The 22,509-nt window shown below is 69.6% G+C and carries 25 protein-coding genes; 5 read left to right on the top strand and 20 right to left on the bottom strand.

Translation table 11 applies throughout. The features are described from left to right. Nucleotides 1-125: 125 nt before the first annotated feature. Complete coding sequence (locus CQ044_RS00355; RefSeq protein WP_105686062.1) at nt 126-2,045, top strand: DUF4012 domain-containing protein; 1,920 nt, start codon at nt 126-128, stop codon at nt 2,043-2,045. Between the two features lie 26 nt (nt 2,046-2,071). Here CQ044_RS00355 and CQ044_RS00350 read toward each other — a convergent pair whose 3' ends face one another. The 5 genes from CQ044_RS00350 to truA all read right to left on the bottom strand — a co-directional run bounded on the left by CQ044_RS00350 (nt 2,072) and on the right by truA (nt 7,568). Continuing rightward, nucleotides 2,072-3,274, bottom strand: coding sequence for a hypothetical protein (locus CQ044_RS00350; protein WP_105686060.1), 1,203 nt, complete (start codon nt 3,272-3,274; stop codon nt 2,072-2,074). A 113-nt stretch (nt 3,275-3,387) separates the two neighbouring features. Continuing rightward, nucleotides 3,388-4,698, bottom strand: a complete 1,311-nt coding sequence (locus CQ044_RS00345; protein WP_105686059.1) for a UDP-glucose/GDP-mannose dehydrogenase family protein — start codon at nt 4,696-4,698, stop codon at nt 3,388-3,390. 123 nt (nt 4,699-4,821) lie between these two features. After that, nucleotides 4,822-5,490 (bottom strand): endonuclease/exonuclease/phosphatase family protein, encoded by a 669-nt coding sequence (locus CQ044_RS00340; protein WP_045271067.1) that lies wholly within the window; start codon nt 5,488-5,490, stop codon nt 4,822-4,824. Between the two features lie 52 nt (nt 5,491-5,542). Then, nucleotides 5,543-6,472 (bottom strand): hypothetical protein, encoded by a 930-nt coding sequence (locus CQ044_RS00335; protein WP_105686057.1) that lies wholly within the window; start codon nt 6,470-6,472, stop codon nt 5,543-5,545. A 220-nt stretch (nt 6,473-6,692) separates the two neighbouring features. Further along, on the bottom strand, nt 6,693-7,568 hold the full coding sequence (truA, locus tag CQ044_RS00330; protein WP_105686056.1) for a tRNA pseudouridine(38-40) synthase TruA: 876 nt from the start codon (nt 7,566-7,568) through the stop codon (nt 6,693-6,695). 197 nt (nt 7,569-7,765) lie between these two features. Here truA and CQ044_RS00325 point away from each other — a divergent pair, with 197 nt between their 5' ends. Then, nucleotides 7,766-9,340, top strand: coding sequence for an AMP-binding protein (locus CQ044_RS00325; RefSeq protein WP_105686055.1), 1,575 nt, complete (start codon nt 7,766-7,768; stop codon nt 9,338-9,340). Between the two features lie 88 nt (nt 9,341-9,428). Here the strand turns inward: CQ044_RS00325 and CQ044_RS00320 are convergent, their stop codons facing one another. Continuing rightward, the gene (locus CQ044_RS00320; RefSeq protein WP_181158126.1) at nt 9,429-9,905 is read right to left on the bottom strand and encodes a GtrA family protein; all 477 of its coding nucleotides are present in this window, start codon (nt 9,903-9,905) and stop codon (nt 9,429-9,431) included. 141 nt (nt 9,906-10,046) lie between these two features. Here CQ044_RS00320 and CQ044_RS00315 point away from each other — a divergent pair, with 141 nt between their 5' ends. Together CQ044_RS00315 and CQ044_RS00310 are read left to right on the top strand one after the other, a co-directional pair. Beyond that, the gene (locus CQ044_RS00315; protein ID WP_105686052.1) at nt 10,047-10,853 is read left to right on the top strand and encodes a glycosyltransferase family 2 protein; all 807 of its coding nucleotides are present in this window, start codon (nt 10,047-10,049) and stop codon (nt 10,851-10,853) included. After that, nucleotides 10,850-12,403, top strand: a complete 1,554-nt coding sequence (locus CQ044_RS00310; protein WP_105686050.1) for a hypothetical protein — start codon at nt 10,850-10,852, stop codon at nt 12,401-12,403. The genes CQ044_RS00315 and CQ044_RS00310 overlap by 4 nt, the downstream gene beginning before the upstream one ends. A gap of 203 nt (nt 12,404-12,606) precedes the next feature. Here CQ044_RS00310 and rplQ read toward each other — a convergent pair whose 3' ends face one another. From rplQ to CQ044_RS00275, 7 genes are all read right to left on the bottom strand, one after another. Continuing rightward, the gene (gene rplQ / locus CQ044_RS00305; protein WP_105686049.1) at nt 12,607-13,131 is read right to left on the bottom strand and encodes a 50S ribosomal protein L17; all 525 of its coding nucleotides are present in this window, start codon (nt 13,129-13,131) and stop codon (nt 12,607-12,609) included. Nucleotides 13,132-13,164: 33 nt separating this feature from the next. Next, nucleotides 13,165-14,154 carry a DNA-directed RNA polymerase subunit alpha gene (locus CQ044_RS00300; RefSeq protein ID WP_105686048.1) on the bottom strand — a complete coding sequence of 330 codons (990 nt, stop codon included), beginning with the start codon at nt 14,152-14,154 and terminating at the stop codon, nt 13,165-13,167. Between the two features lie 126 nt (nt 14,155-14,280). Further along, nucleotides 14,281-14,679: a 30S ribosomal protein S11 gene (rpsK, locus tag CQ044_RS00295; protein WP_017829189.1), complete on the bottom strand. Its 399-nt coding sequence runs from the start codon at nt 14,677-14,679 to the stop codon at nt 14,281-14,283. Nucleotides 14,680-14,709: 30 nt separating this feature from the next. Next, nucleotides 14,710-15,084 carry a 30S ribosomal protein S13 gene (gene rpsM, locus CQ044_RS00290; protein WP_105686046.1) on the bottom strand — a complete coding sequence of 125 codons (375 nt, stop codon included), beginning with the start codon at nt 15,082-15,084 and terminating at the stop codon, nt 14,710-14,712. A gap of 201 nt (nt 15,085-15,285) precedes the next feature. Next, nucleotides 15,286-15,402 carry a 50S ribosomal protein L36 gene (gene rpmJ / locus CQ044_RS00285; RefSeq protein WP_005050492.1) on the bottom strand — a complete coding sequence of 39 codons (117 nt, stop codon included), beginning with the start codon at nt 15,400-15,402 and terminating at the stop codon, nt 15,286-15,288. A 66-nt stretch (nt 15,403-15,468) separates the two neighbouring features. Continuing rightward, nucleotides 15,469-15,690, bottom strand: coding sequence for a translation initiation factor IF-1 (infA, locus tag CQ044_RS00280; protein WP_018171468.1), 222 nt, complete (start codon nt 15,688-15,690; stop codon nt 15,469-15,471). Between the two features lie 145 nt (nt 15,691-15,835). Next, the gene (locus tag CQ044_RS00275) at nt 15,836-16,507 is read right to left on the bottom strand and encodes a thioredoxin domain-containing protein (RefSeq protein WP_105686045.1); all 672 of its coding nucleotides are present in this window, start codon (nt 16,505-16,507) and stop codon (nt 15,836-15,838) included. Between the two features lie 293 nt (nt 16,508-16,800). On the opposite strand from CQ044_RS00275, the gene CQ044_RS00270 reads away from it, so the two are divergent. Further along, nucleotides 16,801-17,802, top strand: coding sequence for a hypothetical protein (locus CQ044_RS00270; RefSeq protein ID WP_105686044.1), 1,002 nt, complete (start codon nt 16,801-16,803; stop codon nt 17,800-17,802). Between the two features lie 64 nt (nt 17,803-17,866). Here the strand turns inward: CQ044_RS00270 and map are convergent, their stop codons facing one another. The 7 genes from map to rplR all read right to left on the bottom strand — a co-directional run bounded on the left by map (nt 17,867) and on the right by rplR (nt 22,508). Next, nucleotides 17,867-18,718, bottom strand: coding sequence for a type I methionyl aminopeptidase (gene map / locus CQ044_RS00265; protein WP_105686042.1), 852 nt, complete (start codon nt 18,716-18,718; stop codon nt 17,867-17,869). Between the two features lies 1 nt (nt 18,719). Further along, on the bottom strand, nt 18,720-19,334 hold the full coding sequence (locus tag CQ044_RS00260; protein ID WP_105686041.1) for an adenylate kinase: 615 nt from the start codon (nt 19,332-19,334) through the stop codon (nt 18,720-18,722). Continuing rightward, the gene (gene secY / locus CQ044_RS00255; protein WP_045271055.1) at nt 19,331-20,653 is read right to left on the bottom strand and encodes a preprotein translocase subunit SecY; all 1,323 of its coding nucleotides are present in this window, start codon (nt 20,651-20,653) and stop codon (nt 19,331-19,333) included. Before secY ends, CQ044_RS00260 begins: the two co-directional genes overlap by 4 nt. Nucleotides 20,654-20,756: 103 nt before the next feature. After that, nucleotides 20,757-21,278: a 50S ribosomal protein L15 gene (gene rplO, locus CQ044_RS00250; RefSeq protein ID WP_105686040.1), complete on the bottom strand. Its 522-nt coding sequence runs from the start codon at nt 21,276-21,278 to the stop codon at nt 20,757-20,759. Continuing rightward, nucleotides 21,278-21,463 (bottom strand): 50S ribosomal protein L30, encoded by a 186-nt coding sequence (gene rpmD / locus CQ044_RS00245; RefSeq protein WP_018171461.1) that lies wholly within the window; start codon nt 21,461-21,463, stop codon nt 21,278-21,280. Before rpmD ends, rplO begins: the two co-directional genes overlap by 1 nt. Then, complete coding sequence (gene rpsE, locus CQ044_RS00240; protein WP_045271054.1) at nt 21,463-22,152, bottom strand: 30S ribosomal protein S5; 690 nt, start codon at nt 22,150-22,152, stop codon at nt 21,463-21,465. Before rpsE ends, rpmD begins: the two co-directional genes overlap by 1 nt. Further along, nucleotides 22,149-22,508: a 50S ribosomal protein L18 gene (gene rplR, locus CQ044_RS00235; RefSeq protein WP_045271053.1), complete on the bottom strand. Its 360-nt coding sequence runs from the start codon at nt 22,506-22,508 to the stop codon at nt 22,149-22,151. Before rplR ends, rpsE begins: the two co-directional genes overlap by 4 nt. Nucleotide 22,509: the final 1 nt, after the last annotated feature.

The following is a 22,509-nucleotide window of genomic DNA, read 5'->3' as shown; positions in this document are numbered from 1 at the left end:
CTTCTGCCGAAAAAAGCCGCGGCGCGAACCGCATCCTTTGCCAGTAGCGGTGGGCTCGCGCGAGTATCACAATGGCGACATGAACACCCGACCCGTGGTGCCGTAGCTCGCGTCCGAGACGAGCCATGCACGCCCGCAACGCGCACGATGAGCATCGTGCCAAGGCAGCATCCGCACCCGAGGCGGACGACGTCCTCGCGTCCCTCGAGAGCGGTTCCGGGCATCCGAACGCATCAGGAGAGCATCCGCACCGGTACCGTCGCCCGCTGATGAAGAGCGCCCGGTTCTGGGTACCGATCGTGATCCTGCTGGTGATGATCGGCATCGCCATCGCAGGCTTCCTCGCCGCGAAGCAACTGTACGGGCACGCCATGGCGGCCAAGGCCGACCTCGAGAAGGCGATCCCGCTCGTCGACACGGTCCAGCAGCAGATGATCGACGGCAACGCTGCGGGAGCCAAAGCCACGATCGCGCAGATCTCGCAGCTGACCGCTTCCGCCGAGAAGGAGACCACGGGCCAGCTGTGGAAGAGCGCGGAATGGGTGCCGGTGGCGGGGCCGAATCTCGTCGCGGCGCGGGTGGTCGCCGGATCCGTCAACGACCTCGTCGCCCACGCGATCACGCCGCTCACGGCGATCGATCTGAAGGCGCTGATGCCGAAGGACGGCGCGATCGACGTGGCCAACCTCGAGAAGCTGGCCGCCACGATCGAGACCGCGAACGCGAGCGTCACCCGGATCCGCACGAGCCTCGACAAGCTCGACCGCTCCGCACTGATCGACCAGGTTGCCTCGGGCGTGGCCAAGCTCGACGCCGCCATGGCGAAGATCGAGCCGACGGTGACTCCCATCCACAATGCTCTGACGATCCTGCCCAAGGCCCTCGGCGCCGATGGACCGCAGCACTACCTGCTGATCTTCCAGAACAACGCGGAGTCCCGCGGCACGGGCGGCAACCCCGCCGCGATCGCGATGCTGACCGCCGAGAACGGCGAGATCTCGATGACGCAGCAGGCGGGGTCGCAGGACTTCCACAACGGGCGCACGGATCCGATCATCCCGCTCGATCCCGAGACCGAGGCCCTGTACGGCACGAAGATCGGGCGCTACATCCAGGACTCCACCCTCTCCCCCGACTTCAGTGAGACGGCGCAGATCGTGCGGGCCTACTGGGCCGAGTCGTTCGGCACCCCGATCGACGCCGTCGCGTCGTTCGATCCGGTCGCGCTCAGCTACCTTCTGCGCGCGATCGGGCCGGTGACGATGCCCGCGCCGTTCGGCGAGACCCTCACCGCCGACAGCGCCGTGCCGCTGCTGCTCAACGAGGTCTATGCGAAGTATCCGGATCCCGCCGTGCAGGACCAGTTCTTCGCCGCGGCGGCCAAGAGCGTCTTCGATGCGCTGCTCACCACGCATGCCGACCCCCGGGCGCTGCTGACGGCGCTGGTTCAGGCCTCGAACGAGGGGCGCCTGATGTACTCCCCCAGCGACAAGGCGCAGGCGGACCTGCTGGCCGGCACGCCCGTCGGCGGCAACCTGCCGACAGACAATCACAAGACCACCGCCCTCGGCGCATACCTCGACGACGTGACCGAGGGCAAGCTCGACTACTACATGCAGATGGGCACCGCCGCGTCGAGCACCCAATGCCAGAAGGGCGTGGCGCCGATGTTCACGACCACGGTCACGATGCAGAACACGCTGGATCCGGCGGCGGTTCCGAATCTGCCGTCGTACATCTCCCCCGGACACTACTTCCCCAAGGGCGATGTCTCGACCGACCTATACCTGTACGGACCGGTCGGATCCACCCTGACCAGCGTGACGATCGATGGCCAGCCCGTCGCAGCGTCGGGGCAGCCGCACCTGGGTCGCACGGCGGTCAAGGTGAACGTGAACACGTCGCCGGGGCAGACCGCGACCATCGTGGCCACGTTCAGCGCGCCGGCCGGATCCTACGGTCCGCTCGAAGTCCGCCATACGCCGATGGTCAAGCCGACGCCCGTCACGATCGACACGCCGGGATGCGTTCCGGGGAAGAAGTAGAAGCCCGTCGGGCGCTCCCGCACGGCCTAGGACGTCGGCGGAGGATCCACCGGAAGCGGCGGAGTGGTCCCGGTATCGGTCGGGGTGGTCGGCGGCGTCGACGTCTCCGGTTCGGGAGGCGTCGTCGCGGTCGGCTCCGTCGTGGTGCCGCCCGAGGTTTCCCCGTTGCCGCCGGTTCCGCCCGACCCGCCGGATCCGCGCGAACCCGCCTCGGCGACAGCGCGCGCCTGGTCGGCGATGAGCGCGGCGAGCGCGTTCCGCCAGGCGTCCATCGCCGCGAAGGGAGTCGGACCGAACGGATCCGCGGCGGCCGCGGCTGCCGCGGCATCGGTGACCGCGGTGCGGAACGGCTCCGCCGCGTCGACGTTGTCGGCGACAGCTGTCGCGGCGAACGCCGGGAGGGACTGCCGGAAGGTGGTGATCGCACTGCGGAAGCCCGTGCTCGCTGCCGTGAGCGACGCGTTCGCCGCGGCGACGTCGCGCTCGAGTTGATCCAGCGACGTGTTGGTGGCGTTCTTGCCTGCGGGCTTGGGCACCTTCACCGCGGCGAGCGCGGCGACGTACGCCTGGCGCGCGGCATCCGCAGCGACGCGGGCCGACTCATCGCTGGATCCGGCCATCGCCGCCAACGGCGCCGCGAACGAATCCGCACTCGCCCGCGCGGTCGCGACCGCGGCGGCGAGCGCCTCCACCGATCCGTCGACCTTCGCCACGCGGTCGGGGTCGACCGTCGCGGTCGGGGACGCCTGCACGGCCACCGGTGCGGAGGCGACCGGCGATGCGAGCGCCCATCCGGCTCCGCCGGCGGTGATCACGAGCCCGATGGCCATCGCGATCAGCTGCGGTCGCGCGAAGCCGTAGGACTGGGCGTGCTGCGGTTCGGGCCTGGCCGGTACGGGAGCGGGGAACGCGTGCGTGTACGGGTGCGCCTCGGTCGCGGCCTCGTCGAACAGGTGGCCCTCGGCCGTGTCGATGAGAACAGTCGCGGGAGTCAGCCGCAGGTCGTCGTCGATCGGCCCCGGGATCGTCGCAGGACGCGAGGGCGTCGGAGTCGGATCCGCGAACAGGGTGCCCACGTCGTCGTGCCGGTCCGCATCCGCGATCTCTTGGTGCTCGTGCGGGAACAGCGAGGAGAGATCGAAGTCGCGCCCGTCTTCGGGCTGCAGAGGATCGACGCCCGCAGCCTCTGCGGCGCCGTGCCCGTCCCCGGGCAGCTCGTCATCCGGCATCTCGCCCCCTTCCCACGTCGATGCGGTACTCGACTCTATCGACAAAGCGGTGGGCCCCCGGGTCGTGTCGCCTGCCGATCCCCGGGATGCGTGGCGTGCTCGCTCGGCGGGCGCTACGGCCGCCCCATCCCGAGGTAGGTCCAGCCCGCCGCGCGCCACGCGGCAGGGTCCAGGCAGTTGCGTCCGTCGACGATGATGCGCCCCGCCGCCAGGGTCGCGGCGTGCGCGGGATCCAGCTCGCGACGGTACAGATCCCATTCGGTGACCAGCACGAGGGCCTCGGCCCTGCGGATCGCCTCATCTCGGTCGGCCTTGTACTTGAGCTGCGGATGCAGGCGCTTCGCGTTCGGGATCGCCTCCGGATCCGTCACCGTCACCTTCGCGCCGAGGCCGCGCAGACGGGTCGCGACCTCGAGCGCCGGAGAGTCGCGCACGTCGTCGCTGTGCGGCTTGAACGCGGCCCCGAGCATCGTGATCCGCCGTCCCACGACGTTGCCGCCGAACGCGTCGACGACGAGCCGCACCGCGTGCTCGCGGCGGCGCAGGTTGATCGCGTCGACCTCGCGGAGGAACCCCACGGACGCCCCACGGCCCAGCTCCTCCGCCCGCGCGGTGAACGCCCTGATGTCCTTGGGCAGGCAGCCGCCGCCGAACCCGATCCCCGCGCCGAGGAAGCGCCGGCCGATCCGCTCGTCATGGCCGATCGCGTCCGCCAGCAGGGTGACGTCGGCCCCGGAGGCCTCGGCGATCTCGGCCATCGCGTTGATGAACGAGATCTTCGTGGCGAGGAACGCATTCGCCGCGCCCTTCACGAGCTCGGCCGTGGCGAGGTCGGTCGCGAGGAACGGGCTGCCGGCGGCGATCGCGTCGGCGTAGGCGTCTCGCAGCACATCCGTCGCGCGCGCACCGGCGTCATCCGCGGCAGCGCCCACCACGAGACGGTCGGGGCGGAGCGTGTCGTGCACCGCCCAGCCCTCGCGGAGGAACTCCGGGTTCCAGACCAGGGCCGCACCGGTACCAGCCACGGCGGCGGCGAGCGCAGCGGCGGTGCCGACGGGCACGGTCGACTTGCCTGCCACCACATCGCCGGGGCGCAGCTGCGGGAGCAGCGCGTCGATCGCCGCATGCACGAAGCGCAGGTCGGCGGCGGACGAGTCCGCCTGCTGCGGGGTGCCCACGGCGAGGAAGTGCACCTGCGCGCCGCGCGCCTGAGCGATGTCGGAGGAGAAGGTCAGGCGCCCGCTCTCGACGCCGCTCGCCAGCAGCTCGTCCAGCCCCGGCTCGAAGAACGGCGCACGCCCCTCGGCGAGCGCGGCGATCTTGCCCCGATCCGTGTCGATGCCCACCACCTCGTGGCCGATCGACGCCATGGCCGCCGCGTGCACGGCCCCGAGATACCCGCAGCCGATCACAGACATCCGCATGAGGCGAGTCCACCGCGGCCCCCTCTCGCGTTTGCGGCCTCGAGGCGACCGCAGGGTGACCTGCGGATGAACGATCGGCGCACGGCGCGATGATCGCGCCGTGCGGGAGACCTGCGGGGCGGGCTACTTCGGCGTCGCCGTGACCAGGATCGGCAGGTGGTCCGACTCCCCCTGCGGCAGGGTGCGCACGGACTCGACGATGAACCCGGACGCGGCGGCGAAGTCGTAGAACCCGCGGAAGACCCGGTAGCGCGTGTAGGTGTGCTGGTCGCTCATGACCAGCTCGTAGCCGACATCGCGCATGTGCTCGCTGAGCCGCTCCTTGAACACCGGGTAGTTGAAGTCGCCGACGATGAGCTGCGGCAGGCCCCAGCCGAGCTCGGAGAGCTCGGACAATGCCGCGCGGATCTGATCCCGTCGCAGCGCGTTGCGCGCGGTCAGCGGTGCCGCGTGCAGCGACGCGACGAGGAAATCGCGTCCCGCGTCGATGTCGCGCAGGCGCACGCCGAGGAGGCGCTCGTGGGCGGGGCGGAGCACGTGATCGTGCAGCGACTTCTTGACCGAGACCGCCGCCATGTCGACGAGGCGGAACCCGCTGGAGCGGTAGTAGATGGCGAGCCCCAGCCGGTTGCGCTGCGTCGTGTGGGCGAGCACCAGGCCTCCGGCGCGCTCCGGCAGGGAGGCGGTGTCCCCCTCCTGCAGGCACAGCACGTCGGGGTCATGCGCGTCGACGAGGTCGTCGAGCTCATGCGCCGCCCGGTGCTTGCGCAGGTTGTAGGAGATGATCCGCACCCTCCCACGCTACTCGCGCGCTCTCCTCCTACCCTGGGCGAGCGCACGGTATTCACCAGGTGTTAGGGTCTGCCGGCGTCCTGCCGATCTGCGTCGCGCCGCCCCAGCGCAGCCCGAGCACACCGGGTCCGAAGCCGTGCCGGACGGTGTGGGCGATGCAACCGCGGAGCGCGGCAGGGCCCGAGTACTCCTCGCCGGACTCGGTCTCGACGTATTCCTCGCACCAGTCCGGCTCCGCCCCTTCAGGGAAGATGACCCGGATGACGGTCTCCTTCGCGCGCCTCGCCGTCGCATGCCAGGCGCTTCGGCGTGCCGGATAGCCGGGCGGCAAGCGCTCGGCGAAGTCGAGGGTGAAGGTCTCGCCGGCCGCGACCGGCTCGTCCAGCGCGATGACGATCCCCGAGAGCAGCCGCCCGGGGTGCTGATACTCCCGGTCGAGCCGGCCGCCCACGACCTCGAGGATCTCGCTCATCGTGTCTGTCTCCTCCGGCGCGACGTCGATCAGCGGGACCTCCGACACGATCCCGCGCGTGACCTGGATCACGCACTGGAACTCCGTGCGCTCCACCGCGCCGTCGGGCCCGGTGTAGACGGTCATATGCGTGGAGAGATCGCGGATCGCGAGCTGCGGAGCGGCGTCCAATGCCGCCAGCGTCTCCTCCGTCTCGCGGCGCTCGCGCTCCTCGTCGAAGGGCACGCGCGGGGCGGCAAGGGTCCCGAGTCGCGCGGCCGGCGGGATCCGGTCCGTCAGCGATCCCCGGTCGACTCGGAGGATCCGCTCCAGATCTTCCACGGCGCTCAGGGAGGCAGCGCCTTCCGGAAGCCTGTCACCGGAACGCCAGTAACTGAGGGTGGTCAGCGAGACGCGATTGCCGTTCGCGAGGAGACGCTGGTGCGTACCGCTCAGGGTCAGGCCGCTGTCCGCGATGGCCCGCCGCAATGCGAGGGCGAAATCCTGTGCCCTGGCCTCGGGATCCGCCATCACAGTCCCCCTCGTCGCCTGTGAAGAGCCAGCACGTAGATTCAGCATACGGTTCACGCGCGTGGGACCCGAGGAGTGTCGGAGGTCGGTGCTGGGGAGGCCGATCCGCTCCTTCCACGCCGGAGCCGGAACCAGGGGACGGCAGCGGCCCTCGAACCGGGGAGGATCGGGGGCCGCCGCGCCATCCCGGGATCCCGGACTCCCGGACTCCCGGACTCCCTCAATCCTCGCGATCGCGGCGGTTGCGGGTCTGCTCGGCGCGGACGGCGAGCAGCTCGTCGGCGGGGTACCCCACCTCGGTGAGCGTCAGCCCGCGCGCCGCCACCACCTTGAACGCGCTCGTCCGGGTGAGTTCATCGCGCAGGCGGGCGAGGTCGGCCACCTCGAGACGTCCCTCCCCCACCGCCGCGCACGCGCCGACGAGGGCGCGCACCATGCTGTGGCAGAACGCGTCGGCCTTCACCTCGGCCACGAGCACGCCGGTCGCGTCGCGCGTCCACCGGTAGTCCAGCAGCGTGCGGATCGTGGTGGCCTCTTCCCGCGGTTTGCAATAGGCCGCGAAGTCGTGCAGGCCGATGAGGGTCTGCGCCGCGGCGTCCATGGCGGCCTCGTCGAGGGATCCTCGGATGGTGGTGGTGTCGTGCCGCAGCAGCGGGTCGTAGCCGGCCTGCGCATCGGCGAGGCGGTAGCGGTAGCGGCGCCACACCGCCGAGAACCGGGCGTCGAAGCCCTCCGGCGCCGACGAGGTGCGCGAGACCGTGACATCGGGATACTGGCCGAGCACTCCGCGGATCCGCGACGCGAGCGAACCGGCCGGATCCGACGCCGCCCGCCCGTTGCGGGCGATGACGCGGGCCCACTGCTGCTCGTCGAGATCGACGTGCGCGACCTGCCCCGTCGCGTGCACTCCCGCGTCGGTGCGCCCGGCGACGACGAGGCGCGGATCGGATCCATCCGTCGTGTCGTCACCGGCCGACGGCCCGACGATCCGGGCGAGCGCCTGCTCGATCGTGCCCTGCACGGTGCGCAGCCCCGGTTGCTTCGCCCAGCCCCGGAAGTGGGTGCCGTCATAGGCGATGTCGAGACGGATGCGCACGGATCCAGGGTACCCGGGGCCATCCGCGGTGTGCCGCCGGGGCCGTGCCGGCGACCACCCGGGGATCCGCTTCCCCGGGCCGCGAGGGTCCGGGCCGACCTCGAAACCAGCCCTGACACCCAGTGCCGTTTCATGCGACACTGAATCGCAAGCGGCGCGGCGCCCGACCGCACGCGACCGAGATCGAAGGAGATCCCATGGTCAGCAGCCTCCACCCCGAGATCGAGATCCCCGCGGTCCCGATCCACGAGTACCTCTTCGGCGACATCTCGGAGCACGACCTCGACCGGGTCGCGCTGGTCGACGGCATGTCCGGCTCCGAGACCACCTACCGCCAGCTGATCGGACAGATCGACCTCTTCGCGGGGGCGCTCGCCGCGCGCGGCATCGGCGTCGGCGACGCGGTCGGGCTCCTCTGCCCCAACGTCCCGGCGTTCGCGACCGTGTTCCACGGGATCCTGCGCTCCGGCGCCACCGCGACCACGATCAACGCGCTCTACACCGCGGACGAGATCGCGAACCAGCTGCGCGACGCCTCCGCCTTCTGGCTGATCACGGTCAGCCCGCTGCTGCCGCAGGCGGAGGCCGCCGCCGCCCAGCTGGGCCTGCCCGCCGACCAGCTCATCGTCCTGGACGGCGCCGAGGGGCACCCCTCACTGCGCGATCTGCTCTCCGAAGGGCACCACGCCCCGGCGATCACGTTCGACCCCGCCACGCACGTCGCGGTGCTCCCCTACTCCTCCGGCACGACGGGGCGCCCCAAGGGCGTGATGCTCACGCACCGCAACCTCGTCGCGAACGTCGCGCAGAGCACGGTCTCGATCGATCTCAGCGACGAGGACCGGATCCTCGCCGTGCTGCCGTTCTTCCACATCTACGGCATGACCGTGCTGCTCAACCTCGCGGTGCGGCTGCGCGCCACGCTCGTCACGATGCCGAGGTTCGATCTGGTCGAGTTCCTGCGCATCATCGCGGAGCAGCGCACGAGCTGGCTCTTCATCGCACCGCCGATCGCCGTCGCGCTCGCCAAGCATCCGCTCGTCGCGCAGTACGACATGAGCGCGGTCAAGGTCGTGTTCTCCGGTGCGGCGCCGCTCGACGGCGCCCTCGCGCACGCGGTCGCGGAGCGCCTGGACTGCATCGTGCGGCAGGGCTACGGCATGACCGAGACCAGCCCCGTCACGCACACGATCCCGGTCGAGCGCGACGACATCGACCTCTCCTCGGTCGGGCTGCTGATCCCGAACACCGAGGCCCGCCTGCTCGCCGAGGACGGATCCGATGTCGTCGTCCCTGCCGACGGCGCGAGCGAGCCCGGAGAGCTGCTCATCCGCGGACCGCAGGTCATGAAGGGGTATCTCAACCGCCCCGACGCCACCGCCGACATGCTGGACGCGGACGGCTGGCTGCACACCGGCGACGTCGCGACCGTGACGGCGGGCGGGGTGTTCCGGATCGTGGACCGCCTGAAGGAGCTGATCAAGTACAAGGGCTATCAGGTCGCGCCCGCCGTGCTGGAGGCCGTGCTGCTCGAGCACCCCGCGATCGCCGACGCCGCCGTGATCGGCGTCTCGGACGAGGACGGCCAGGAGGTTCCGAAGGCGTTCGTGGTGCTGCAGCAGGGCGCGGAGCTCGACGCGGAGGGCGTGAAGGCGCACGTCGCCGCTCACGTCGCCCCGCACGAGAAGGTGCGCCTGGTGGAGTTCATCGACGTGATCCCGAAGTCCAGCTCGGGGAAGATCCTGCGCAAGGACCTCCGCGCCCGCGCCTGACCGGAGGGGACTCGGTTCTGCGATCCGGATCCGTGAGTCACCGCATTCTGTGTGAGACACCGCGCGAGGCGTGGTGTCTCACGCGGGATCAGGCGTCTCGCGAGATGTCGGCCGTGGCCGGCGCCGGCTTGGGCGTGTGCCGGAAGACGATGTAGTGGTACAGCACGAAGCGCACCAGCACGATGACCGCGATGCTGCCGAGGTTGATCAGGTTCACCATCGCGGGCCCTGGCGCGTGGCCGGTCATGCCCTCGACCACGTCGGCGCCGAGCCAGACGATGCCCGCGCCGAGCCCGGTGCAGACCAGGTTCACGGCGAGGAAGAGCACGATCTCGGCGACGCGTCCGCGCCGGTCCCGTCCGCGGAACGCCCACTCGCGGTTGCCGATGTACGCGTTCACCAGTGCGACGAGGCTCGCGGCGATCTTGCCGACCACGAGGTCCCACCCGAAGGCGTAGACGAAGAGGTTGAACGCGCCGACCTCGATGAGCGTGCTGATGCCGCCGACGATCAGGAAGCGGGTGCCGACTCCCGCCAGACGGCGCAACCGGGAGCGGCGATCCATAGCCCTACTAGAATACCCGGGGGACGGTGCGGCCCAGGACGCCTGGCGTGAACGGGCGGATCCCCGCTCCTTCCTCCGCGAAGACTCCGCCGGTGCCGCCGTGGCTCCGACGGGTCCCGCCCCGGCCCGCACGGGCCCTCCATGAGAAGGCTCGAGGTTCGAGTGCAGTACGCCCATCTGGCCGTCGTGATGCCGGCCTACAACGAGGCCGAGGGCATCGGCGGCTTCATCGATGAGATCCGCACCGCCGTCGCCCCGCTGGCGGAACGCGTGACCTTCGTCGTCGCCGATGACCGCTCCACCGACGGCACGGCCGCGGCCCTGTCCGGCATCGACGACATCGACGTGCAGACCCAGCCGGCCAACCGCGGCCACGGCCCCACGGCTCTCGCGGCGTACCGCGGAGGGCTCGCGCTCTCCCCCGATGCGATCGTGCACGTCGACGGCGACGGGCAGTTCCTCGGATCCGAGATCGCGTCCGCTGTGCGCGCCCTCGGCCGCACGGGCGCGGACGTCGTGCACGGGGTGCGCCACTCCCGCACCGATGCCTGGTACCGCCGCCTGCTCACCGCCGGCGTGCGCCTGCTCACCGCGGTCATCGTCGGACGCGGCGTCCCCGACGTGAACACCCCTCTGCGCGCGTACCGCCCCGAGGCGCTGCAGGTCCTCGTGAACGCCGTGCCCTCCGACGCCCTCGTGCCGCACGTGCATTTCTCCTTCGCCGAGGTGCGGGCCGGGTTCGCGGTGCGCTACCTGAGCGTGCGCAGCATCCCGCGCCGCGGCGCGTCGAGCACCGGAACGATGTGGGGCAAGGTCGCCCGCCCGTCGCTGCCGCCCAAGAAGCTCGTGCTCTTCGCGCTCAGCGCGCTGCGCGAGGCCTGGACATGGTCACTGCGCCCCGGAGCGCCGCTGCGGGCGCTCGAGTTCGAGGGACCTGGATCCGCATGACTCGGCGCCTCTCCGGAATCGCGTTCTGGGTCCTGCTCGGGCTGCTGATCGTCGCGAACGCGATCGTGATGTGGCACAGCCTGACCGTGCTGCGATTCTGGGAGGACGAGGCCTTCAACCTCACCGTGCCGCGCAACCTCGTGGCCGGGCTCGGCTACGCGAGCGACGGCGCGCTGTCGGGCTCGACCCTGACGCCGTTCGATCCGCGGATCTCCACCGGTCCCGTCGTGCTGCTGCCGGTCGCCGGAGTGCTGGCGCTGGGTGCGGACCCTGTGGTCGGCGCCCGTCTCGTGCCCCTCGCGTACTGGGTGCTGCTGCTCGTCGGACTCGGCGTCCTCGGACGACGTCTCGCCGGCCGCTTCGGCGCGCTCATCGCGGTGGCGCTCCCGCTCGCGTTCAACACGGCCGACAGCGTCTCGCCGATCCAGGGCCCCGCGGACCTGCTCGGCGAGATCGCCGCGGCCGCGCTCATCGTGTGGGCGCTGATCGTGCTGCCGCGCCGCGCCTGGCTCGCGGGACTGCTGCTCGGACTGGCGGTGCAGGCGAAGCTCATCGCCCTGCTCGCCCTGCCTGCGTTCGCCGTCGCGCTGTTCCTGCTCACCCCCGCCGCGCCGTTCCGGCAGAGGTTCGGCACGACTCTGCGCCGCGCGATCGTACCGCTGGCGTTCGTGGCCGCGCCCACCGTACTGATGGAGCTGATCGCGCTCGTCTCGCTCGGTGTCACGGGCTACGCCCGCCACGTGCGCGCACTGGGCGGCTTCCTGCTGAGCGGCGGCCAGCACATCGAGCCGACCACCGTGCCGCAGAAGCTCGGCACGCTGGCCGGATCCTGGTTCGTGCCGTGGTGGCTCGTCGCTATCGCCGTCCTGCTGGCTGTCGTCGTGGTGGTGTGGGCGGCACTGCCCGATCGATGGAGGAATGCCGAACGAGGCACGCGCGCGCTGGATCCGCAGGGCGCCGACGCTCTCCCTCAGCCGCATCGCCCGCGCTGGTGGGAACGGGATCCGCAGCTGCTCGCGCTCGGATTCGGATCCGCCGTGGGCCTGCTCGCCTTCGTGGGCTGGTGGTCACAGGCCGCTCAGCTGCCGCTGTGGGTGCGCCATCCCGCGGTGGGCGTGTTCGCGTTCGCTCCGATCCTCGCCGCGATCGCGGTGCGCGCCGTGGTGGCGCTGTGGCGTCGGCGCCGGACCTCGGGCACGCGCGGCCTCATGCGCGCGACGGCCGTCGCCGCGGCCCTCGCGCTGGCCGCGGTGGTGTCCGGCGGCGCGGTCGGAGACGCCGTGCGCGCCACACGGACCCCCGCCGAGACGCTGGCCCAGCAGCGGGCCGCGGTCGCGCCGCTCGCGGAGTGGGTGCGCGACAACGACGTGGAATGGCTCGCGGCGAAGCCCTGGGGCGGGCCGGTGTCGTCCGTCGTACTGACCGGCGCGCACCTCGGGCTGTTCGACGCCCCCGCGATGCTCCGCACGCCCACCCTCGGCTACGGCACGTGCGCGACCGGATCCCCCCTCGCCGCCGCCAACGGCATCGTGATCTGCCCCGCTCCCTGACGCCCAGCTGCATTCCGAGTCGTCCCTGTGAGCGCGCCCTATGGCGTGCGCTCACAGGGACGACTCGGAAGTGGCGTCGGTTGCGGGAGCGGGCAGGGCGCCGGCGGGGAACGACGAAGCCCGCGGGGAACGACGAAGCCCGCGGGGAACGACGAAGCCCGTCGCCCCACAGGGGGCGACGGGCTTCGTAGAAGCGAGGGACCTTACTCGGCCTTCTCCTCCGCGGCAGCCTCGGCCGGAGCCTCAGCAGCCTCGGCGGCGGGGGCCTCGACGGCCTCCTCGACGACCTCGGCCGGAGCCTCGGCGGCCGGAGCAGCCTTCTCAGCCTTGGCGGGCTTCGCGGCGGCCTTCTTCACCTTGGGGGTGACGGGCTCGAGCACGAGCTCGATCACGGCCATGGGCGCGTTGTCGCCCTTGCGGTTGCCGACCTTCGTGATGCGGGTGTAGCCGCCCTCACGCTCGGCGACGAGCGGCGCGATCTCGGCGAACAGGATGTGCGTCGCCTCCTTGTTGCTGCGCAGGACCGTCAGCACGCGACGGCGTGCGTGCAGGTCGCCGCGCTTGGCGAAGGTGACGAGGCGCTCGGCCAGCGGACGCAGGCGCTTGGCCTTGGTCTCGGTGGTCTTGATCGACTTGTGAACGAACAGCTGGGCGGCGAGGTTCGCAAGCAGCAGACGCTCGTGGGCCGGGCCGCCTCCGAGGCGGGGACCCTTGGTGGGCTTAGGCATTGTTCTTACTCCTGGATCGGAAAGGTTCGGGTATCAGAAGGACTCGTCTTCGGAGCCGCCGTAGAAGTGGGCGCCGTCGAAACCGGGCACCGAATCCTTCAGCGACAGGCCGAGCGAGACGAGCTTGTCGCGCACCTCGTCCACCGACTTCTGTCCGAAATTGCGGATGTTCATGAGCTGCGTCTCCGAGAGGGCGACGAGCTCGGACACCGTGTTGATGCCTTCGCGCTTGAGGCAGTTGTACGAGCGGACCGACAGATCGAGGTCCTCGATCGGCATCGACAGCTCGTTCGAGAGCACGGCCTCGACCGGCGCCGGGCCGATCTCGATGCCCTCGGCCTCGACGTTCAGCTCGCGGGCGAGACCGAACAGCTCGGTCAGCGTGCGGCCGGCCGAAGCGACGGCGTCGCGCGGGGCGATCGAGTTCTTGGTCTCGACGTCCAGCACGAGCTTGTCGAAGTCGGTGCGCTCGCCGGCGCGCGTGGCGTCGACGCGGTAGCTGACCTTGAGCACGGGCGAGTAGATCGAGTCGATCGGCACCTGGCCGGCCTCGGCGTACTCGCTGCGGTTCTGCGCCGCGGAGACGTAGCCGCGGCCGCGCTCGATGGTGAGCTCGAGCTCGAACTTGGCGGTCTCGTTGAGGGTCGCGATGACCAGCTCGGGGTTGTGCACCTCGACACCGGCCGGAGCGGAGATGTCCGCCGCGGTGACCTCGCCGGCGCCGGTCTTGCGCAGGTAGGCCGTGATGGGCTCGTCGCGCTCCGAGGAGACGACCAGCTGCTTGATGTTGAGGATGATCTCGGTGACATCCTCCTTGACACCGGGGATGGTGCTGAACTCGTGGAGGACGCCGTCGATGCGGACGCTGGTCACGGCCGCGCCGGGGATCGAGGAGAGCAGGCTGCGACGCAGCGCGTTGCCGATCGTGTAGCCGAAGCCGGGCTCGAGCGGCTCGATGACGAACCGGCTACGGTTCTCGGAGATCTTTTCCTCGGTGAGAGTGGGACGCTGTGCGATGAGCACTGTGTGTTCCTTTCGATCACGTGCCCGCTATATGACACGTGTGGGTGAGGTCTTGAGTTGTGGAAGAAACGCGGGTGAGGATCCCCGGTCTCGACATGATCGAGATCCGAGGATCCTCAGAACGCGTCAGACGCGGCGGCGCTTCGGCGGACGGCAGCCGTTGTGCGCCTGCGGCGTCACATCCTGGATCGAACCCACCTCGAGGCCGGCGGCCTGCAGCGAGCGGATCGCGGTCTCGCGACCGGAGCCCGGACCCTTGACGAGGACGTCGACCTTCTTCACACCGTGCTCGGCGGCCTGACGGGCGGCCGACTCCGCGGCCATGCCGGCGGCGTACGGGGTGGACTTGCGCGAGCCCTTGAAGCCCACGCCACCGGAGGACGCCCAGGCGATGACGGCGCCGGACGGGTCGGTGATCGAGACGATGGTGTTATTGAACGTCGACTTGATGTGGGCCTGGCCCAGCGCGATGTTCTTCTTCTCCTTGCGGCGCGGCTTGCGCGCGGCGGCCTTAGGTGCAGCCATGAAAGTTTTCTCCTATTCCCTGGCCGCCGCTTAGCGGGCCTTCTTCTTGCCGGCGACGGTGCGCTTGGGGCCCTTGCGGGTGCGCGCGTTGGTCTTGGTGCGCTGACCGCGGACCGGCAGGCCACGACGGTGGCGGATGCCCTCGTAGGAGCCGATCTCGACCTTGCGGCGGATGTCGGCGGCGACCTCGCGGCGGAGGTCACCCTCCACCTTGTAGGTGCCTTCGATGTAGTCGCGGAGGGCGACGAGCTGCTCGTCGGAGAGGTCCTTGACGCGGATCGACTCGTCGATCTCGGTGGCCTTGAGAATCTCGACCGAACGGGTACGGCCAATGCCGTAGATGTACGTGAGGGCGATCACCACGCGCTTGTCGCGCGGGATGTCGACGCCGGCAAGACGTGCCATGCGGTAACTCCTGGAGTGTTGTGGAGGTGTGGAGCAGGATCGGTGCCCGGGCCTCCGCCCGAGGTGTCCCCCTTGCGGGTTCTGATCCTGCCGTTGATGTGCCGGTCGTTGAGCGAGCGGAGCGAGACGAAACGCCTCGGACGCTCGCGCGACCTGTATTGAGTTGTGAGAGTGCGAGAGTGACGGGCCGGAGCCCGCTGCTCAACCCTGGCGCTGCTTGTGGCGCGGGTTGCTCTTGCAGATCACCATGACGCGGCCGTGGCGGCGGATCACCTTGCAGTGGTCGCAGATCGGCTTGACGCTGGGGTTGACCTTCATGTTGTTTCCTTATCGCTGTCTTCACCGGGCAGGCGCGGACGCCTGGGGTGTTACTTCTCGACCGGCCTAGCGGTAGCGGTAGACGATGCGGCCGCGCGTGAGGTCGTAGGGCGAGAGCTCCACGACGACGCGATCCTCGGGGATGATACGGATGTAGTTCTGCCGCATCTTTCCGGAGATCGTTGCAAGGACCTTGTGTCCGTTGGAGAGCTCAACGCGGAACATCGCGTTGGGCAGCGCCTCGGACACGACGCCTTCGATCTCGATGACACCGTCTTTCTTAGCCATAGCCTCGCTGACGCTTCTGCAGACCGGTCGATCTGCGGTGGGTGGGTGGAGTGGAACTGTGCGGATCCGGACACGCCGGACCAAGGCGCAAAGCACCAAGGATCTATGGTAGTCCGGATCCGCGGATCCGCAAAATGCGGCGTGGTTACTTCTGGTCGACGATGGCCTGCAGCTTCGCGACGTCGCTCTGCTTGCTGGTGTCGAGGCGCTGACCGTTGATCTCGATCGTGGGCGTGCCCTGGATCTTGTGGGCCGTGGCCTGCGCCGTCGGGAACTTGAAGAAGGTGTTCGCCTTGATCGTCGCCTCTGCCTTGTCCGCGCCGACCTGCTTCGCGTAATCGATCAACTGCTGGTCGGTGAGACCGGGCGTGTTCTCGGTCGGCTGGTTCTCGAAGAGGAGGTTCAGGTAGTCGAGGAACTTGTCCGGGCTCTCCTGAGCGACGCTGTAGGCCGCCGCGGCCGCGCGCGACGAGTAGTTCGTGCCCTGCGAGAAGCGGTCCAGGATCGCGATCGGGTGGTACTCGAGCGTGATCTTGTCCTCCTTCGCAAGCGCCTGGAGCTTCGAGCCGTACTCGCCTTCGAAGGTCTTGCAGATCGGGCACTGGAAGTCGACGAAGACGGCGACCTTGTCCTTGCCGGAGCCCGTGGTGACGGCGCCGGTGTCGGTGTTGATGATCGCGCTCTTCGGCACAGCGCCGGGATCCGTCGCCTTGTTGTTGAGCCAGACGACGACGCCGACGAGTGCGATGAGCACGGCGACGACGGCGGCGGTGATCCCGATGGCGAACCCGTTGGTCCTGCCCTTGGCAGCGGCCATGTGTGTGTCTCCTTGTCCAGACCCGCCCGGCGGATCCGCTCAGCTATGTCTCCCCATTGTGCCGTGTCCAGCCTTTGAGGGTCGTGGGAGCCAGGGAATTCGCTCCCCCAGGCCCTCGTGTCTCGCGAGAAACCAGATTCTGCATGAGACATCGCGGCACGCGCGGTGTCTCACGCGGGATCTGGTTTCTCGCCGGAGTCCATTCGGTCCGCACGTGAACCTGCGCGCCGAGGTTCTGCACGGATTTCGAGGCAGGCAGGATCTGGGTCTCTCCGGAGGCTCAGGATGCGGTCATGCCGCTCCTGCTCTCCGACCGCGCCGCGCTGACCTCTCCTGTGCCGCTCGCGACGTCCGCGGAGTGCCGCATGCTGGGGATCCGCGTCGCCGCCACGGCGCATGTCCGAGTACGTTCGGGGATCTACGCGCCGCGCACCGCGTATCTGACTCTGCCCCCTTGGGAGCGCTATGCGGCGCGCGTGCACGCCTTCGTCCGCGCGCACCCCGCCGCCGTGCTGTGCCTGGAGTCGGCGGCAGTCATCTGGGGGCTTCCGCTCTTCGGCGAGACACGGGACATCCACGTCTTCGAGGCGGACCGCAGTCGATCGCGGCGCTTCGGCGATGTGTGCGTGCACACGAGCATGCACGACCGCGTGGTCGCTCGTCGAGGTTCGCTCCTGTGCACCTCGATGATCGACACGGTCGTCGACCTCAGCCGTGTCCTGCCTCCCGCCGAGGCTCTGGCGGTCGTGGACGCGGCGATGTCCCGGACGCAGGGTGGCCCGCTGGACCTGACGGAGCTGCGCGAGCACGCGGCCGCACAGACCACGACCCGCGGATCTGCGCGGCAGCGCTGGCTCTGGGAACGGGCGGACGGCCGCTCTGAGTCGCCCACGGAGAGTGTCAGCCGTGCCGTGATCGAGTGGTGCGGATTCGAGGATCCGGAGCTCCAGGAGAACTTCCATTACGAGGGGGTGCGCGACCGTGTGGACTTCTTCTTCCCGTCGGTCGGCGCGATCGGCGAGAGCGACGGCTGGCGCAAGTACGACCTCGAAGACGCGGCGAAGGCCGCCGCGCGCCTCAAGGACGAGAAGCGCCGCGAGGATCGTCTGCGTCGCCGGGGACACCCGTTCGCGCGCTGGGATCTGAGCGACGTCTGGCGCATCGCGCCCCTGCAGCGCGCTCTGTCGGCTGCGGGCGTCCCCCTCGTGCGCCCGCCTCAGCCCGCAATGCTCGCTACGCTCCGCAGCCGGCCTCGTGCCGTGCGACCAGAACGCGAAAAACCACTTCCTGCATGAGACACCACGTCAGTCGTGGTGCCTCGTGCGGGAAGTGGTTTCTCGTACGAGCGCGGGCGGACCGTCACCCGATCGGGGCTGGCGTGATGCCGTAGGCGGCGAGGCCCGCCGCTCCCCCGTCGGCGGCGGTGAGCACCCAGATGCCGTCGTCGTGCAGGGCGACGCTGTGCTCCCAGTGCGAGCCGTCTGATCCGTCGGTGGTGGAGACGGTCCAGTCGTCGTCCTCGACGTACGTCTGGTCGGAGCCCGCGGTGACCATGGGCTCGATCGCGAGCACGAGACCGGGGCGCACCTCGGCGCCGCGGTCGGGCGTGCGGTAGTTGAACAGACTCGGCGCCTCGTGCATCTTGCGGCCGATGCCGTGTCCGACGTACTCGCGCAGGATCCCGTAGGGCTTCCCCGAGACGGGCGAGGGGCCCGCGCCGAGGATGTGGTCCTCGATGGCCGCGCTGATGTCGCCCAGGTGCTTCGCGGACGCCATCGCGGCGATCCCCGCCCACATGGATCCCTCCGTCGCGTCGGACAAGGCCTGTCGCGCGGCGACGACCTCCGCCTGTGCCTCGTCGGGAACGATCACGGTGATCGCGCTGTCGCCGTTCCAGCCGCGGAACTGCGCGCCGCAGTCGATCGAGACGATGTCACCGGGCTGCAGTACGCGCGATCCGGGGATCCCGTGCACGACCTGGTCGTTGACCGAGATGCAGGTGGTGTGCCGGTAGCCGCGCACGAGCTTGAAGTTCGATTCGGCGCCACGATCCAGGATCACGCGCTCGGCGATCGCGTCGAGCTCTCCCGTCGTGATGCCGGGACGCACGGCCGCGCGCACCGCGGTGAGCGCCGCGCCCGTGATCAGGCCGGGCTCGACCATCGTCCCCAGCTGGGCGCGGCTCTTGTAGATGGAGCGGCGGAACGCCACGTCAGACCGCAGCCGTGCGCACGAGACCGCGGGCGCCCAGCGCCGCGAAGATGCGCTCGGTGATCTCGTCGAGGCTGCCGACGCCGTCGATCGTGTCGACGATGCCGCGCGCGCCGTAGGCGTCGAGGATCGGGGCGGTCTGCGCCTCGTAGATGTCCAGACGGTGCGCGATCGCCTCGGGGGTGTCGTCGGCGCGGCCCTGCTCGGTCGCGCGCAGCTCGAGGCGGGCGATGCTCTCCTCGCGCGGCACGTCGAGCAGGAGCACCGCGTCGAGCGCGGTGCCCGACTCGGCCAGGAACGCGTCCAGGTGCACGACCTGGGCCGCGTTGCGGGGGTAGCCGTCCAGGAGGAAGCCGGCCTCGGCGTCGGGCTGGGACAGGCGGTCGCGCACGAGCTCGCCGGTCAGCTCATCCGACACGAGGTCTCCCGCATCGAGGATCGCCGTGACCTGCTTGCCGAGCGGCGTGCCCGCCTTGATGTTGGCGCGGAAGATGTCACCCGTGGAGACCACCGGAACACCGTACGCTTCAGCGACCCGCACTCCCTGCGTGCCCTTGCCTGAGCCCTGCGGGCCCACGATCAGCAGGCGTGCGGTGGAGGTTGCGGATGCCGTCATCGTAGGAGCCCTTCGTAGTGTCGCTGCTGCAGCTGTGCATCGATCTGCTTGACCGTCTCCAGGCCGACGCCGACGATGATCAGGATCGACGCGCCGCCGAACGGGAAGTTCTGGTTCGCCCCGACCGTGGCCAGTGCGATCAACGGGATCAGCGCGATGAGACCGAGGTAGAGGGATCCGGGCAGCGTGATGCGGGTGAGCACGTAGTCGAGGTACTCGGCCGTGGGGCGTCCGGCGCGGATGCCCGGGATGAATCCGCCGTACTTCTTCATGTTGTCCGCGACCTCGGTCGGGTTGAACGTGATCGCGACGTAGAAGTAGGTGAAGCCGATGATCAGCAGGAAGTACGTGATCATGTAGATCGGGTGGTCGCCCTTGACGAAGTACGTCATGATCCAGGTCGCCCATGCGGGCGGCGTCTTGCCGTCCTGCGGGATGTTGAACTGCGCGACGAGCATCGGGATGTACAGCAGCGACGAGGCGAAGATGACCGGGATCACGCCCGCCATGTTGACCTTGATCGGGATGTAGGTGTTGGTGCCGCCGTACGTGCGGCGACCGACCATGCGCTTCGCGTACTGCACCGGGATGCGGCGCTGCGACTGCTCGATGAAGACGACCAGCGTCATCACGATGATGCCGACGAGCAGGACGAGCAGGAAGACCTCGAAGCCCTTCGTCTGCCAGATGGCCCACATGGCGCCGGGGAACGTCGCGGCGATCGAGGTGAAGATCAGCAGCGACATGCCGTTGCCGATGCCCTTCTCCGTGACGAGCTCGGCGAACCACATGATCAGGCCCGTGCCGGCCGTCAGCGTGATGATGAGGAGCAGCTGCGCCCACCACACGTCGTTCGTGAGCAGCTGGTTGCAGGCGGCGACGCCGGTCTGCCCGAACAGCTGGCCGGTGCGGGCGACCGTGACGAGGGTCGTGGACTGCAGCAGCGCCAGCGCGATGGTGACGTAGCGCGTGTACTGCGTGAGCCGTGCCTGACCGGCCTGGCCTTCCTTGTGCAGCGCCTCGAAGTGCGGGATGACCACGCGCAGCAGCTGCGTGATGATCGACGCCGTGATGTACGGCATGACGCCGAGGGCGAAGATCGACAGCTTCAGCAGCGCGCCGCCGGAGAACAGGTTGACGAGCCCGAGCAGTCCCTCGGTCCCGCTGTTCTGCGCGAGACACTCTGAGACGTTCGGGAAGCTCACGAACGGAGCGGGCACGGTGGATCCGAGGCGGTAGATCGCGATGATTGCGATCGTGAAGCCGATCTTGCGTCGAAGATCAGGCGTGCGGAAGATCCGCGCGATGGCGCTGAACAAAAGCTTGCCTTCCTGCAAAGGGATGACGCCCGACGAGGGACAGTCAATTACCCAGGGTAACGCAAGAGGGGCCGGAGATATCTCCGGCCCCTCTCGACGGGTGTTACTTGATCGATCCGCCGGCGGCGACGATCTTCTGCTCCGCGGAGCTGGAGACCTTGTCGACCGACACGGTCAGAGCCACGGCGATGTCGCCGTTGCCCAGGACCTTGACCTTCTCGTTCTTGCGAACCGCGCCCTTGGCGACCAGGTCGGCGACGGTCACGTCGCCACCGGCCGGGTAGAGCTCGGCGAGCTTCTCCAGGTTCACGACCTGGTACTCCACGCGGAACGGGTTCTTGAACCCGCGCAGCTTGGGGGTGCGCATGTGCAGCGGCATCTGCCCACCCTCGAAACCGACGCGAACGGTGTTGCGGGCCTTGGTGCCCTTGGTGCCGCGACCGGCGGTCTTGCCCTTGGAGCCCTCACCGCGACCGACACGGGTCTTCGCGGTGTTGGCGCCGGGGACCGGACGCAGGTGGTGCACCTTCAGGACGCCGGGACGGGAGACCGTGGTCTCCTCGGCCTTCTTGGCGGCGGGCTTCTTGGCAGCGGTCTTGGTGGCCGCTTCCTTCTTCTCAGCCATTAGTCGATCTCCTCAACCTTGACGAGGTGAGCGACCGTGCGGACGTAACCGCGGGTCTGGGCATCGTCGGGACGGACGACCGAGTCGCCGATCCGCTTGAGGCCGAGCGAACGCAGCGTGTCGCGCTGGTTCTGCTTCTCACTCACCTTGGACTTGACCTGCGTGACCTTGAGGCGCGCAGCCATCAGGCACCTGCCTTCTGCGCAGCGATGGCCTCGGCCTCTGCGCGGACGAGACGCGCGGGGGCGACCTGGTCGAACTCGAGGCCACGACGCGCGGCGACCGCACGGGGCTCCTCGAGCTGCTTCAGGGCCGCCACCGTCGCGTGCACGATGTTGATCGTGTTCGACGAACCGAGCGACTTCGACAGCACGTCGTGGATACCGGCGCACTCGAGCACGGCGCGGACCGGACCACCGGCGATGACACCGGTACCGGCAGCGGCCGGACGGAGCAGCACGACGCCGGCAGCGGCCTCGCCCTGCACCGGGTGCGGGATGGTGCTCGCGGAGCGCGGCACGCGGAAGAAGTTCCGCTTGGCCTCCTCGACACCCTTCGAGATGGCGAGCGGGACCTCGCGGGCCTTGCCGTAGCCGACGCCCACGAGACCGTTGCCGTCACCCACCACGACGAGCGCGGTGAAGCTGAACCGACGGCCGCCCTTGACGACCTTCGACACGCGGTTGATGGTCACCACGCGCTCGAGGAACTGGTTGTCCCCACGGTCGCGGGAGTTGCGGTCACGGCCGCCCTGGCCGCGGTCGCGGCCACCACGGCCGCCGCGGCGCTCATCGCGCTGCGGGGCCTCGGAACCGGCCGCGTTCTCGGCGGCAGGAGCCGTCTCGGTCACTTCGTTCTCCTTGATGTCACTCACAGTGCCAGCCCCCCTTCACGGGCGCCATCGGCGATGGCCGCGACGCGACCGGCGTACCGGTTGCCGCCACGGTCGAACACAGCCTCCGAGACGCCGGCGGCCTTCGCACGCTCGGCGACGAGCTCGCCGACCTTGCGGGCCTTGGCGGTCTTGTCACCGTCGAAGCCGCGCAGGTCGGTCTCGAGGGTGGAGGCGCTGGCCACGGTGCGGCCCTTGCTGTCGTCGACCAGCTGCACGAAGACGTGGCGGGCCGAACGGGTGACGACCAGGCGCGGACGCGCCTCGGTGCCCTGGATCTTCTTGCGAAGACGGGCGTGACGACGCGAGCGGGCGTCGGACTTCGTCTTGATAGCCATG

It is taken from the genome of Microbacterium sp. MYb64 (genome assembly GCF_002979495.1).
Taxonomy (GTDB): Bacteria; Actinomycetota; Actinomycetes; order Actinomycetales; family Microbacteriaceae; genus Microbacterium; species Microbacterium azadirachtae_A.
The sequence above is the reverse complement of the archived record's forward strand: the minus strand, read 5'-3'. Positions and strand labels throughout refer to the sequence as shown.

Excerpts from the sequence above, each read along its gene's own strand:
- CQ044_RS00355 (WP_105686062.1), top strand. The coding sequence starts at position 126 with ATGCACGCCCGCAACGCGCACGATGAGCATCGTGCCAAGGCAGCATCC.
- CQ044_RS00350 (WP_105686060.1), bottom strand. The coding sequence starts at position 3,274 with ATGCCGGATGACGAGCTGCCCGGGGACGGGCACGGCGCCGCAGAGGCT.
- CQ044_RS00345 (WP_105686059.1), bottom strand. The coding sequence starts at position 4,698 with ATGCGGATGTCTGTGATCGGCTGCGGGTATCTCGGGGCCGTGCACGCG.
- CQ044_RS00335 (WP_105686057.1), bottom strand. The coding sequence starts at position 6,472 with ATGGCGGATCCCGAGGCCAGGGCACAGGATTTCGCCCTCGCATTGCGG.
- CQ044_RS00325 (WP_105686055.1), top strand. The coding sequence starts at position 7,766 with ATGGTCAGCAGCCTCCACCCCGAGATCGAGATCCCCGCGGTCCCGATC.
- CQ044_RS00320 (WP_181158126.1), bottom strand. The coding sequence starts at position 9,905 with ATGGATCGCCGCTCCCGGTTGCGCCGTCTGGCGGGAGTCGGCACCCGC.
- CQ044_RS00315 (WP_105686052.1), top strand. The coding sequence starts at position 10,047 with ATGAGAAGGCTCGAGGTTCGAGTGCAGTACGCCCATCTGGCCGTCGTG.
- CQ044_RS00310 (WP_105686050.1), top strand. The coding sequence starts at position 10,850 with ATGACTCGGCGCCTCTCCGGAATCGCGTTCTGGGTCCTGCTCGGGCTG.
- rplQ (WP_105686049.1), bottom strand. The coding sequence starts at position 13,131 with ATGCCTAAGCCCACCAAGGGTCCCCGCCTCGGAGGCGGCCCGGCCCAC.
- rpsK (WP_017829189.1), bottom strand. The coding sequence starts at position 14,679 with ATGGCTGCACCTAAGGCCGCCGCGCGCAAGCCGCGCCGCAAGGAGAAG.
- rpsM (WP_105686046.1), bottom strand. The coding sequence starts at position 15,084 with ATGGCACGTCTTGCCGGCGTCGACATCCCGCGCGACAAGCGCGTGGTG.
- rpmJ (WP_005050492.1), bottom strand. The coding sequence starts at position 15,402 with ATGAAGGTCAACCCCAGCGTCAAGCCGATCTGCGACCACTGCAAGGTG.
- infA (WP_018171468.1), bottom strand. The coding sequence starts at position 15,690 with ATGGCTAAGAAAGACGGTGTCATCGAGATCGAAGGCGTCGTGTCCGAG.
- CQ044_RS00275 (WP_105686045.1), bottom strand. The coding sequence starts at position 16,507 with ATGGCCGCTGCCAAGGGCAGGACCAACGGGTTCGCCATCGGGATCACC.
- CQ044_RS00270 (WP_105686044.1), top strand. The coding sequence starts at position 16,801 with ATGCCGCTCCTGCTCTCCGACCGCGCCGCGCTGACCTCTCCTGTGCCG.
- CQ044_RS00260 (WP_105686041.1), bottom strand. The coding sequence starts at position 19,334 with ATGACGGCATCCGCAACCTCCACCGCACGCCTGCTGATCGTGGGCCCG.
- rplO (WP_105686040.1), bottom strand. The coding sequence starts at position 21,278 with ATGGCTGAGAAGAAGGAAGCGGCCACCAAGACCGCTGCCAAGAAGCCC.
- rpmD (WP_018171461.1), bottom strand. The coding sequence starts at position 21,463 with ATGGCTGCGCGCCTCAAGGTCACGCAGGTCAAGTCCAAGGTGAGTGAG.
- rplR (WP_045271053.1), bottom strand. The coding sequence starts at position 22,508 with ATGGCTATCAAGACGAAGTCCGACGCCCGCTCGCGTCGTCACGCCCGT.